The 13,643-nt window shown below is 25.4% G+C and carries 13 protein-coding genes and 2 riboswitches; all 13 genes read right to left on the bottom strand.

Annotated elements, in window-relative coordinates; translation table 11 throughout:
- Positions 1-59 precede the first annotated feature (59 nt).
- Positions 60-229, bottom strand: a riboswitch (Lysine riboswitch).
- A 120-nt stretch (positions 230-349) separates the two neighbouring features.
- Positions 350-519: riboswitch (Lysine riboswitch) on the bottom strand.
- 90 nt (positions 520-609) lie between these two features.
- Complete coding sequence (locus BUA77_RS00090) at positions 610-1,509, bottom strand: tRNA 2-thiocytidine biosynthesis TtcA family protein (protein ID WP_072886374.1); 900 nt, start codon at positions 1,507-1,509, stop codon at positions 610-612.
- A 115-nt stretch (positions 1,510-1,624) separates the two neighbouring features.
- On the bottom strand, positions 1,625-2,563 hold the full coding sequence (locus BUA77_RS00085) for a M15 family metallopeptidase (protein WP_072886373.1): 939 nt from the start codon (positions 2,561-2,563) through the stop codon (positions 1,625-1,627).
- A gap of 346 nt (positions 2,564-2,909) precedes the next feature.
- Positions 2,910-3,728, bottom strand: a complete 819-nt coding sequence (speD, locus tag BUA77_RS00080; RefSeq protein WP_200773894.1) for an adenosylmethionine decarboxylase — start codon at positions 3,726-3,728, stop codon at positions 2,910-2,912.
- Positions 3,729-4,096: 368 nt separating this feature from the next.
- A complete protein-coding gene (locus tag BUA77_RS00075) occupies positions 4,097-6,100 on the bottom strand; it encodes a DUF6449 domain-containing protein (protein ID WP_072886372.1) in 2,004 nt (667 codons plus the stop codon).
- Positions 6,075-6,974: an ABC transporter ATP-binding protein gene (locus BUA77_RS00070; protein ID WP_072886371.1), complete on the bottom strand. Its 900-nt coding sequence runs from the start codon at positions 6,972-6,974 to the stop codon at positions 6,075-6,077. The genes BUA77_RS00075 and BUA77_RS00070 overlap by 26 nt, the downstream gene beginning before the upstream one ends.
- Before the next feature lies 1 nt (position 6,975).
- Positions 6,976-7,356 carry a GntR family transcriptional regulator gene (locus tag BUA77_RS00065; protein ID WP_072886370.1) on the bottom strand — a complete coding sequence of 127 codons (381 nt, stop codon included), beginning with the start codon at positions 7,354-7,356 and terminating at the stop codon, positions 6,976-6,978.
- 123 nt (positions 7,357-7,479) lie between these two features.
- Positions 7,480-8,127 carry an alpha/beta fold hydrolase gene (locus BUA77_RS00060; RefSeq protein ID WP_072886369.1) on the bottom strand — a complete coding sequence of 216 codons (648 nt, stop codon included), beginning with the start codon at positions 8,125-8,127 and terminating at the stop codon, positions 7,480-7,482.
- 240 nt (positions 8,128-8,367) lie between these two features.
- The gene (locus tag BUA77_RS00055; RefSeq protein WP_072886368.1) at positions 8,368-9,129 is read right to left on the bottom strand and encodes an ABC transporter permease; all 762 of its coding nucleotides are present in this window, start codon (positions 9,127-9,129) and stop codon (positions 8,368-8,370) included.
- Positions 9,119-9,817: an ABC transporter ATP-binding protein gene (locus BUA77_RS00050; RefSeq protein WP_072886367.1), complete on the bottom strand. Its 699-nt coding sequence runs from the start codon at positions 9,815-9,817 to the stop codon at positions 9,119-9,121. The genes BUA77_RS00055 and BUA77_RS00050 overlap by 11 nt, the downstream gene beginning before the upstream one ends.
- Before the next feature lie 12 nt (positions 9,818-9,829).
- Positions 9,830-10,189: a GntR family transcriptional regulator gene (locus BUA77_RS00045; protein WP_072886366.1), complete on the bottom strand. Its 360-nt coding sequence runs from the start codon at positions 10,187-10,189 to the stop codon at positions 9,830-9,832.
- A gap of 113 nt (positions 10,190-10,302) precedes the next feature.
- Entirely contained in the window at positions 10,303-11,922 is a 1,620-nt protein-coding gene (locus BUA77_RS00040) for an ABC-F family ATP-binding cassette domain-containing protein (protein ID WP_072886365.1), read from the bottom strand.
- A 175-nt stretch (positions 11,923-12,097) separates the two neighbouring features.
- Positions 12,098-13,210 carry a 4-hydroxybutyrate dehydrogenase gene (locus BUA77_RS00035; RefSeq protein ID WP_072886364.1) on the bottom strand — a complete coding sequence of 371 codons (1,113 nt, stop codon included), beginning with the start codon at positions 13,208-13,210 and terminating at the stop codon, positions 12,098-12,100.
- Between the two features lie 138 nt (positions 13,211-13,348).
- Positions 13,349-13,643 (bottom strand): hypothetical protein (locus BUA77_RS00030; protein ID WP_072886363.1); only part of this gene is annotated, 295 nt, incomplete at its 5' end.

The following is a 13,643-nucleotide window of genomic DNA, read 5'->3' as shown; positions in this document are numbered from 1 at the left end:
ACTGTTTTTTACAAAACAAAATATAGTCTTATACAAAAACAATAACTCCTTTTGCCCCAACATGATATAGCTCCCCTTTAGAAAATTGGGCTATAATCTAAAGACAGTACTATGCTTATTCAACATAGTCCCAATACATAAGTTTATGTATTTCGGCGGTTGCACCTTTCCTATATACTAACTATTTAAGTATTTAGTACTCTTTACACCCGCGGCCTCTATATCACATTGTTTATATCATTATTTATTTTTTCAAATTAAAAAACAGCCATGAGCAAAAGGTGCTCATGACTGTTTTTTACAAAACAAAATATAGTCTTATACAAAAACAACAACGCCTTTTGCCCCAACATGATATAGCTCCCCTTTAGAAAATTGGGCTATAATCTAAAGACAGTACTATGCTTATTCAACATAGTCCCAATACATAAGTTTATGTATTTCGGCGGTTGCACCTTTCCTATATACTAACTATTTAAGTATTTAGTACTCTTTACACCCGCGGCCTCTATATCACATTGTTTATGTTATTTCGTTTTTAATTATTAAATAGAATTTTAACAAATATTATATAAATAGTCAATAACAAATTACCCTAAAAATATAATTTTATTCTTCATCATAAAAATCTAAATAAGAATATTTGTTTCCATTTTTCTGCCATCCTAATATGGCATCTATATTTACATTTTCAGCTGCTTTAAAAATAGATTTGTCCACATCTTCAAAATTTTCCTTTAATTTCTTTATTAATTCTTTAATCTCGTGTCTTTTATTTGATGTTTTTTTTGCAGCTACCATACATGCACAATTTAAAGGCCAAATTCCGCTATTTTGTATAAATCTTTCAATATACTGCTCTCTAATATGATACATTGGTCTAATTAATTCTAAGCCTTCATAATTTTGTGACTTTAATTTTGGAAGCATAGTTTTAAAATTTCCTGCATAAAACATATTTATTAAAGTTGTTTCAATAACATCATTAAAGTGATGTCCAAGAGCAAGCTTATTGCATCCAAGTTCTTGAGCCTTTGAATATAATGCACCTCTACGCATTTTAGCACACATATAACAAGGGTAATCCTTTGCAATATTATCAACTATTTTAAAAATACCTGATTCAAAAATATGAATTGGTATATTTAAATAATTGCAGTTATCAATAAGTAACTCTTTTATACTTTCATGATATCCTGGGTCCATTGCAATAAACTCTAACTCAAAATTAATTTGGCCATGGCGCTTTAATTCCTGAAATAATTTAGCCATAAGCATACTATCTTTTCCACCTGATATAGCTACAGCAATTTTGTCCCCATCTTCTACTAGGTTATAGTCTTTTATGCCCTTAATAAACTTTGACCATATATTTTTTCTATATTTTTTTATAATACTACGCTCAATTTCCTCAAGAGGCCTTCTTTCATTAAATGGAACTAATATCTCACATCCGCTTCCTGCAATACTATTTTCATCATTATTAATAATTTTTTCCTTATTATTCATTTTACCACCTCACTTTTTCCCAAAATATTATAACATCTTTTAATTATTTTGTCTTTAAAAGCAAATAGAAAATTATAGGCTGTTGACAATTTGCCAACAGCCTATACGCAGATTTTTATTTTAATTTTGTATTAATTAGTTGAATATACTTTTGCACATTTTCATCTATAGAAGGAAGTCCATCATGCCATGGCTTTCCATTAATAGGCTTATTAGAAAAATATCTAGATTTTAGAATGAATTCAGGTCTGTATTCAAAGTGTAATATGTCAAAATGATTCCATTTTCCACCCCAAATAAAATTATTTTTCTCAAAAATATGAATAATTTCCCTTGGATATTTGTTTAACCTTTTTTCACCATCTTCTTTTGAAGTCCACTTCCAATAATCTCTTTTATCTCTTGCAAGATCAATTGCTATTCCAAAAGAATGAGCACTTAATCGATTTGTTCCTGAAATTAATCGGTAGTTAAAAGTCCCACTTGTTGGAAAAACACATGAATAGATATCACTTCGCTTTTGAGCAAGAGGTATAAGTTCTTTCATTACTGCCTTTAAAGACTCTGCTGCTTTGTTATTATTATTAAATAAGCAATATTTATAACCAACTTTTATATTGGTGAGGTTTGATTGTATTTGTTCTTTAGTGCTGCCATATATCTCTTTAAGTAATTTATAATGTCTAATACGTCCTGGATCAAAATCTTCCTTCATAATATTCTTAATATCAGTATTAGGATAAATTTGTTCCAACATATCTTGTAAGTCTGGATTTGATAATTTTTCTTTAAAGTTTTTTACCTTTTTGTCATCGTAAATTATTTTATCTCCTGATTTCATTACTATATATACATACCCATCTTTTCCATGTTCTATATCAGTAATATGCTCAGGATAAGCCATCATCAAACACAATAAATCTCTTTTCATAGTTATATTATAATTTATTGTATCAGAACTGTTGAAACTAATATTGTTTATTACTTCTTTATTTTTACACCCAGTAAATAATAACATCAATAGAACCATAAAAAAAATACTTATTTTTTTCATATATCATTTCATCCCTTCGCAAATATTAATATTTATAACTTTTAAGTTATTTAATAATTTTTTTAGTATATAAACATTAATGGCTCTTGTTAGTTTTATTATTTACTATAATTAACTTACTATTTACAATAATAATTTCCATATGTAATAATAAAAATTCTTTTTTCAATAACAAAATTAATATTATTATCCATATAACTTCTCTCTACCAAACTTTTCTTTTAACTATATGTATAAATAATTATTTATTATTATTCTAAAAGTCAGTATATATAATCTACATAATTATGTAAATTTTTAAAAAATAAGGGGCTGTTTTTTAAAAAACAGCCCCTTATTTTTTATTCTATATATTAGGAAGGTTTATACCATAGAATATTTCTGTCATTTCTTTATCTAACTTATTAATGATATTTTGTCTTTCTTCTTTAGTTAAATCTTCCTCTTCAATTTCAAACAAATAATTATCAAGCTTTATATCTTTTAACTTCATCTTTGTGTGGAATATATTAGATTGATATATATTCATATCAATCAAATTGTATCTATCTAATGTTTCTTTAGCAATAAAATTTTGTATAGAGTTAATTTTATGATCTATATAATGTTTTTCACCTTTAACATCTCTAGTAAATCCTCTAACTCTGTAATCTACAGTAATAATATCTGAATCAAAGCTATCTATTAAATAATTTAAAGCTTTTAGTGGCGATATTTCCCCACAAGTTGAAACATCTATATCTACCCTGAATGTACTAATATCATTTTCAGGATGAGTTTCAGGATAAGTATGAACCGTTACATGACTTTTGTCTAAGTGTCCTACTATATTTTCACGTATTGGAGTTATAATTCCTCTATTACAAGATGGATCAAGTACATATAAAGGTACTTCTTCTTCTGAAATAAGTAATGTTACACTTGCTCCTTGAGGATCGTAGTCTTGTTTTGCAACATTTAATACACTTGCTCCTATCATATTTGTAACATTAGTTAAAATTTTTGTTAATCTTTCTGAATTATATTGTTCATCAATATATTCAATATATTTTTTACGATCTTCTTCTGTTTTTGTATAACAAATGTCATAAATGTTAAAACTTAATGATTTTGTTAAATTATTAAATCCGTATAATTTTAATTTATCTTTGATAATTTTCGGCAATTTTATTCCCCATTTCTAAAATATTTTCTACAAAAAAATTATATATTTTTTAGCCATATTGTCAATACATAAAATCTTCTAAACATAATTTTTTTACTAACTTTTTTATTTTATAATTTAGGAAAATTTTATTTATATTAATATTTATTTATAATTCAGCATAATTTTATATATTTTTTGATTCCATAGCAATAACATGATTTTCTTTTCTAAAATATTTTACAATATATAAATATATTACTTACTATAGTTTTTCTCAAATTTGTTTGATTATTTATATTATAAACAGTTTATTTTTTTAATGCACTTATTTGTATTTGATATTAATTCCAAAGAATCCTCTTTTATTTTGGATTCCTTTTATTTTTCTATTTAAAATATTCTTTAATAAAATCAGGAGCATTATTCTCATCAAAAGTTCCATAATTAATAGAATTTTTATCTTCTGAATAAAACCCTATTATATATTTTACATCTTCATCAGATTTACTTTCATAATTTCTTAAGCAAATTTCAATTTTATTTTTATCAAATATATCTAATCTCTTTACATTCTTATTTTTTTCATCTATATAAAGATTATCTCTCTCTTTTCCTTCTCTTTTCTCAACAACAGCGTATGCAATATCTTTTGGCATAGTTCTAGCGTTTTCAATATATCCTTCTTTCTTTAGCCATTTTTCAAATTGAGTAAAAGATTTTTCCCATCCAAAATACATTGTATGGTCATATTTATCTTCTTCATCAGCTTTTTTGTTATCTGCTAATAAAATATTTATATCTGCCCAATCTATTCTTTCGTCTATCATATCCTCATATTTTTGATTTAATGTTTCACTTTTTAAAATTTCTAAAGCTTCTTTAATATCTTCTGAATCAGTTATAACTGCTTTTTTATTTACATTTTCTATAGGATAAATTGTAATTTTTTCAATATCTATATGTTTAACATTAAAAATATCGAAATTTATTTTTTTATACTCTTTTGATTCGTAGATAGGCTTAAAGTATTTTGAATAATCCTCTTTTTTAATATAATATCCTCTTGCTACTTTTTTTCCATTTTTTAAATTATATACAAGTGCTATTCTTTGATTTGAATTTTTGTCATTTTTATTTTCTTTATGCTGTATAATTTTTTTATGTAACTCTTGAATATTTTTTAAATTTTCTTTTTCATAATAAAAGACTACTTTTTCTTTAGGTTCTCTTAATTTATAAAAACCTGTATCAAAATATATACTTTCTACTTTTTTTAAATCTGGAACATATCCTTCATATCCTATAATATCAAATTTGACTCCTAATAACAGTATCACAACTACTATAGAATAAATAAAATATCCCTTTATATTTCTAAAAACTCTTAATGACTTGTTTATAACTATTTCTGCAACAAAGTATCCAATTAAAGATGATATGAAATATCCGAAAAATATCCAATAAATACTTTCTTGAGTTTCCCCAAAATAAAATCCACCAAAAAGCATACTGCAAAATGTTACCCCATATTTAAATACAGGTTTTAATTTGCTAAAAGCAATGGATTGAGATGCCGATTCTAAATTTCTTTTATTATATATAAATCTTGATACAAAATATAAAATAATACAAATAATTATATATACTAATACTTCCTTTGTACTCATTGGCATATTTTCATTTCTGACTTCAAATACTCTTGTCAAAGGTGACAATATAAATATTTTATCCCTTAAATAATATTCCATGTTAAAACCATAAATAAATTCTTGAATATTAAAAAATATCAACCCACTAAAACCTACAGGTAAAAATAAAAATATATAAGTAAGTACACCTTGTACAACTGATATTCCTGTAAGCATACCTATACAAACACTAAACATAAAAATTACTATATCCATAAGAATGCTTATACCAGCCCATCTTAAAATGTCTATTGTTTTTAAAATATCTTTTGTATAGTATTCATTAAAATTTAGTGTTGAGTTTAGTATAATAGCTGTAATACAAGTAATAATTACTGGCAGTATTAAAAATGTTATTCCAATTAATATTTGATTATTATATAAGTTTTTTCTTTTTATTGGAAGAGAGTGAATCATATCTGTTGACTTTTTAACCTGCATATATCTAAATAAAAATATAGCAAGTAAAACAGGTATAACTACTGTTAATAATATTGGCTCTTCAGCTCTAAAATCAAATATTCTTTTTATAGGATTATTTTCTATATAATAGTAATTGTTTTGTATATCACTATAAGTCATTAACATTCTTAAAGGTATAGCGAAAAATAAACCTAATAAATATATTATCCCTATCCAAGAGAATCTTTTTAAATCATTTATTAATATTCCTTTATTAAAAAATGATGTTTTGAATTTCATATCCAACATCCCCCATTTCATAAATAAATATTTCTTCTAAAGTAAGAGGTAGCACATCTAAAATAGCCGGTTGATACTTTGTAAATTTAGAAATAACCTCTTCTTTATTACCTCTAACAATAAAAAGCATTATACTTCCTCTTTCTTCTTTATAAAGAACATCTAAATTATTCAAAAAATCTTTAGGAATTTCTGTTTTGAAGGCAACTTGTATTTTATGAATATCTGATTTTAAATCATCTAAATCTTTTTGAATTATAATACTTCCTTTATGTAAAATCCCTATATGGTCACATATATCTTCAAGCTCTCTTAGATTATGGGAAGAAATAAATACTGTCATTTCTCTTTGAGCAACATCTTGAATTATTAAATTTTTTACTTTCTGCCTCATAACTGGATCTAATCCATCAACTGGCTCATCCAAAATCATAATATTTGGCATTGTAGATAAAGCAATCCAAAATGCTACTTGTCTTTGCATTCCTTTAGATAAACTATTTATTCTCTTTTTTACATCTATATTAAATACATTTTTTAATTTTTCAAATCTTTCACTGTTCCAATTAGAATAAATACTTTTATAAAAATTAGCCATCTCTTTTATTGTGTATTGTGGAAAAAAGTAAAGAGCATCAGGCATAAATACCATTTCTGATTTTATATTGATATTTTCAAATATAGGTTCATTATTTATGAATATTTCCCCTCTATCTTGTTTATATAATCCTGCCAAAAGTTTTAAAAGAGTTGTTTTTCCTGCTCCATTTGACCCTACTAACCCATAAATTGAGCCTTTATTAACAGTTAAATTTACATTTTTTAGAGCGTGTGCATCCTCAAAGGATTTGCTTATATTTTTTACCTCAATCATATTATTCTCCTCCTCTAAGTCCATCTTCTATTTCTGAGAGCATTTGTATAATATCTTCTTTTTTCATTCCTAAATATAATGCTTCTGATAAGATTTTTACTAATTCTTTTTTTATTTTTAATAATTTTTCATGATTTGATATTTGTTCTGATGGATTTACAAAGCTTCCTTTTCCCTTTATTGAATAAATATATCCTTGTCTTTCTAATTCTCTATATGCTTTTTGAATTGTATTAGGATTAATAGTAAGATTTCTTGCAAGCATTCGTACTGAAGGTAGTTTTTCATCAGTCTTTAAAACTTCATTAATTATAAGCTCTTTGAATTTTTCTACTAACTGTTCATAAATAGGCAGCCTACTTCTTAAATCTAGCTCAAACATTTTTACACTCCTCCCGTGCTACCTGTATTATTATTCATAGTACAGTTTGATTATATATATCTTTTTTTGTTTTGTAAAGAAAAAAATAAAAAAACTTAGACTTTTGTAATCTAAGTTTTCTAGCTATTTAAATTTTCCAGTTTTTAAGAACTTATCAACTAATCTTGCTGTTTCAAGTTTATAATGAATTTCTTTATGTCCGTATGGAAGCATTATTATATCCTTTAATCCATCATAAATAACAGAATTAACCTCAATTCTTCCATCATTTTCACCTTTTAAAAATCGTCCTAAAAATAAGTTGCTTTTATTTCCTGCAATTGCTCCTATATCTATATTTTCTATATTTTTTAATTTCATATTTTTAACATTATTAGTTTGAAGGGATTTTAATGTTTTGAAAATATTAGCAAGTATTCTAAATGGTATTTTATCAGTAATATCAGCTAATTTACTTCCATTATTCGGAGTAGATATTAAAACACATCTTCCTATTCGGTTTATAAGATTTGTATTAGATAAAAAAGTTCTTATTACTAATCCTCCTGTACTGTGTCCTACAAGATTTATTTTTTCATCTTCTGTTAAGTCAATTATAAGCTTTTCTAATTCTCTTTTAAAAACATCTGTTCCAAATTCAATTTCTTTAAAAGTTAGTGGTAAGTTTGCTAAAAAACATTCATAACCCAATTTTTCTAAATTTTTTTTAAGAACCAGCATATCTTTTTTAGTTTTGCTATACCCATGTATTAGAATTACTTTTTTATCCATATTATATCACCTTTATATTAAACATTATTTTATATTATATATCATGAATAACATTTTTAATCCATTTATTTGATATAAGTCTTGTTATTCCTATTGCGCACTTAACTATTTCTTCAACAGTAACTAAAGCACATACCTAATAAACAGAAAGCTTAAATAAAAAAAACAAAAATAAAACCACCTTGAAACTTTTTCAAAGTGGTTAACTTCTTCACTTTTTATAAATTTCTATAAATCAACTTAAATTTCTATTTTTTTATCATAAATTCTACATATTATGAAATAAATTGCAGAAGTTACAAATAATATTATTAATGAAATTAAAAGCATTTCATAACCTAACTTATGCAAAATTTGTATTTGAGTTTCTATATTATTAGGTAATGAAATATGTACTTTTTCCAACATATTCATCATAAAACCTATAATTTTTCCACCTATATATAACACAAGAAAAAAAGAACCGAAACTAATTAATTTTGAATATTTTTTAAATGTTTTTCCTATTATAGATGATAAAAATACAGTACTTACTATATATATAAGTCCAACTATTGAAAAAATATAAAAACATATCGCTGCACTAAAAATTCTTATATCAAGTAACGTTTTAATTTCTTGTATATAAGATGTTCTATTAAGAAAAATTATAAATTGTATCCCAGTAAAAATAATTATCGACAAGCTAGATACAATATATTGAGTTATTACAGCTAAAAATTTACTTAAAAATATTTTTTGGCTAGATACAGGAAGACTCATTAAAAGATATATAGTGTTATTCTTAAATTCCTGATTTATAAGTTTAGATTCTGATAATATTAATGGTATTAAAAATGCTGCTGGAAGTAAAAACATATTTATGAAAAATCCTGCTTCTAAATTCCATCCATTATAAGTTTTATAAAGAAAAAATATATTTATAATTAAAGCTAATCCTAAAAATATAATAGTTTCTTTTTTTAATTTATTTACTTCCTTTTTGTATAAATTAAATAACATTTTTATATACCTCCTTCATAACTTCACTTAAAGACATATTATATTTCATCTTTATATCATCAACATTTCCTGAAAGTTTTACTTTTCCATCTCCTACAAATACAACATCTTCAAATATATTCTCTGTTTCTAATATTTCATGTGTAGATAAAATTATAGTTTGTTCTCCTTCTTTATAATCTCTTATTATAGTTTCTATTATTTCTTCTCTAGTTAATATATCAATCCCTGATAAAGGTTCATCTAAAAGTACAATTTTTGAATTTCTTGAAAAAGTAAGTAATAATTTTATTTTTGCTCTCATTCCTTTAGATACTTTACCTATTATCATATCTTCTTCTAAATTTAAAAATTTGAGTATCTCTTTATATTTATTAAAATCCCAATCAGAATAAAATACAGATATAAAATCTGATATCTGTTTTATGTTCATATTTGAATATAGATAATCTATTTCAGGAAGATAAGCAATATCCCTTTTAGTTTGTATGCAAGGCTCGTTTCCAAATACTAATACCTTCCCACTATCAGGTTTATTAAGTCCTGCAATCATTTTTAATGAAGTTGATTTACCTGATCCATTAGGCCCTAAAAGTCCTATTATTTTTCCCTGTTCTATTTTTAAATTAAAATCATCTAAAGCTTTTACTTTTTGAAAAGTTTTATTAACATTTATAAATTCTATCATTCTTATCACTCCTTATATTTTTTCCTGCCATGATTTTATTAAGTTTATAACTTCATCATCTTTGAATCCTAAAGATCTCATTTCTTGAATAAATTTAATTAGAACTTCACTTGCCATTTCCTTTTTTATTTCATTTAAAAGCTCTTCTTCATCAGATATAAATGTACCTTGACCTCTTAATGTCTTTACCAAACCCATACTTTCCATCTCCCTATATGCTCTTTGAACTGTATTTGGATTAACCTTTATATTTTTTGCAAGTTCTCTTTGAGAAGGTATTTTATCTCCTGGTTTTATCTCTTTTCTAATCAACTTCTTTTTTATATCTTCTATTATTTGAAGATATATAGGTTTACTATTATTAAATTCCATTCTAAACTCTCCTAACTATTCCAGTAATATATTAGTGCTCTAATTAACTATTACACTATTATAGTATTATTTACTATCCATTTTGTCAACCCTTTTTAAAAAATAATTTATTTTTAAACTGCATACATCTCTTCTAATTTACTTTGTATTTCTTTATTTTCTAAATACTCATCAAAAGACATTTTTCTATCCATTACTCCTTTTGGAGTTATTTCTATTACTCTATTTGCTATAGTTTGAATAAATTGATGGTCATGTGAAGTAAATAAAACACTTCCATTAAAATTTATTAATCCCTTATTTACAGAAGTTATAGATTCTAAGTCTAAATGGTTAGTTGGTTCATCTAATATCAATACATTTGCATTAGAAAGCATTAATTTAGATAACATACATCTAACCTTTTCTCCTCCAGATAAAACATCAGCTTTTTTAAGAGCCTCTTCTCCTGAGAACAACATTCTTCCTAAAAATCCTCTTATAAAACTTTCAGACTTTTCTTCAGAATATTGTCTTAACCAGTCAACTAACGATAACTCAACTCCATCAAAATATTTATTGTGATTTTTAGGTAAATAATCCCTAGAAGTTGTTATTCCCCATTTAAAACTACCTTCATCAGGCTCTATTTCTCCCATTAAAATTTCAAATAAAGTAGTCTTAGCTATTTCATCTCCTAAAAATATTACTTTATCATCCTTTTCTAATCTAAAACTTACATTATCTAATACTTTAACCCCATCTACAATTTTAGATAATCCCTCTACTGTTAATAGTTCATTTCCTATTTCTCTTTCTGGACTAAACCCAACAAAAGGATATCTTCTTCTAGAAGGTTGAATATCCTCTATTGTTAATTTTTCTAATTGTTTCTTTCTAGAAGTTGCCTGCTTAGCTTTAGAAGCATTAGAACTAAATCTTGCTATAAATTCCTTTAATTGCTTAACTTTTTCTTCCGTTTTCTTGTTTTGATCTTTAGCCAATTGTAATGCCAATTGGCTTGATTCATACCAAAAATCATAATTACCTACATACATCTGAATCTTTCCAAAGTCAACATCAGCCATGTGAGTACATACCTTATTTAAAAAATGTCTATCATGCGAAACTACTATTACAACAGAATCTTCTAAATCCATTATGAAATTTTCTAACCAATTTATCGATTTAAAATCTAAGTGGTTAGTAGGCTCATCCATAAGTAATATATCTGGCTTTCCAAATAAAGCCTGAGCTAGTAATACTTTTACTTTTTCTGCCCCAGTTAATTCTTTCATCTGTTTATGATGTAAATCCTTGCTTATACCAAGTCCCATTAAAATTATTTCTGCTTCAGTTTCTGCTTCCCATCCATTTAATTCAGCAAATTCGCCTTCAAGTTCAGCAGCTTTTATACCGTCTTCATCGGTAAAATTAGCTTTCATATATAATGCGTCTTTTTCTCTTATTATCTCATATAATCTTTTGTGTCCCATTATTACAGTATCAAGAACTTTTTCATTATCAAATTGGAAGTGATCTTGTCTTAATACAGATAATCTTTCTCCTGGAGTTATAAATACATCTCCTTCATTAGCTTCTACTTCTCCAGATAGAATTTTTAAAAAAGTAGATTTTCCTGCTCCATTAGCACCTATTACTCCGTAACAATTTCCCTTAGTGAATTTTATATTAACATCCTTGAATAATTGCTTATCTCCATACCTTAATCCTACACCAGTAACTTGTAACATTTTTTTCCTCCATTTCATCCTTCATCTTATTAAAACGTACTTTATACATTCTACCTTTTTAACATTGTATTTTCAATAGTTTTTACTTATTTAATTAAATTCATAAGAAATTACAATAGATGTAACAAAAAATTATTTGTCAAAGTTTGTATATTTTAAAAATATAACTTAAAAACTAATATAAACTTCTATAAATTGATATAATATCTTCTTTTGACAGTTCAATATAATTATTTACTAATAGCCTTTTCTGTCCTTTAATAATACTATCTGTAAAGGTTTCTATTTCTTCTTTCTTCATTCCATATTCTCTTAAAGGCTTTCTATATAATAATTTATCTAATATATTTTCTAGATTTTCATAAACATCTTCATAATTTCCTAAAACTTTTGAAAAAATCTCATTCAACTTACTTATTTTCCCATTTGGATTTTTATAATAATACTTTCTAAATACAGCCAAGAAAAATTGATAATTCGCTTCTCCATGAGGAACATGATACTTCCCTCCTAAAGGATATGAAAGAGCATGTACAGCACCCACTCCAGTATTACCAAATGCTATACCAGCATAGTTACTTGCCATTATAAAATTTTCTATAATTTCATTTCTGTAATTTTTCCCTTTGTTAATAATCTCTATATATCCATTAAGAATCATTTCAATAGCTTTCACACTAAATAATTCGGTATATACATTAGATTTTGGTGATACAAAAGATTCTACAGCATGTATTAATGCATCTACAGAACTAGTTACAAAAAATTTATCTGGAAGTTCTTTCATTAATTCAGGAATCAAAACAGCATAATCTGGATATAATTCATCTACAGCTAATCCCATTTTAGTTTGTTTTTCTTTTATTTGAACAATTGATATGTTTGTAACTTCACTTCCTGTTCCACATGTTGTTGGTAGTACAACTAACTCTTTTTCTTTTATTATAGGTATATTTTTTTCAAATAAATCTAAAACATTTCCTGAAAATTTTAAAGTTAGAAGTTTTGCTATATCTATTATAGATCCTCCTCCAATAGCAATTATCCTAGAATAATTCTTAGATTTTAAATCATCTATAATATTATCAATCATATCATCAGATGGCTCCCCTTTTCCATATTTATCTTTCAATATAAAATCTGAATTCAACTTTAATTTTTTCATATATCTTTCATATAAAAATTTACTTGTAAAAATTAAATCTTTATCTTCTATGTTGAATTCTTCAATAAAACTTTTAAAATAATCATATTTTCTAATTTCTGTTTTAATATTTAATAATTTCATTTGTAAAATCCCCCCAAAAACACATTTTATTTTTAATTCTATTTTTTTATGTGCAATCCTTCAAACTTTAGTATATCCTCTGTTTTTTTTTAACAGAACAAAATATCACTTCGTGATACTCTCAGATGAGTAGCAGAGCTACTCATCTGTATTTTTTGAAACTAATTCACCATTACATTTTGGACATATAAGTATAGGCATTTTTACTTCAAAATTCTCAATATCACAACCAGAAGCAAAAAAGTCATCTTCAATAAATTCATCAATAATAAACCTAGGTACATCTTCTTCAAATCTACACTCCAAACATTGATATCTGTAAGTCTTCTCGTCTGTTTCTATCCCAAAGGGATACGCTTCCTCGTCCTCTCCCATATCTAGGAAGTTCTCTTTCTCTAAATCTTTCATTATCGGGTATCTCCTCTCTATTACG

It is taken from the genome of Tepidibacter formicigenes DSM 15518, assembly GCF_900142235.1.
GTDB classification, from domain to species: Bacteria; Bacillota; Clostridia; order Peptostreptococcales; family Peptostreptococcaceae; genus Tepidibacter; species Tepidibacter formicigenes.
This window is presented reverse-complemented; position numbering and strand designations above follow the sequence as displayed.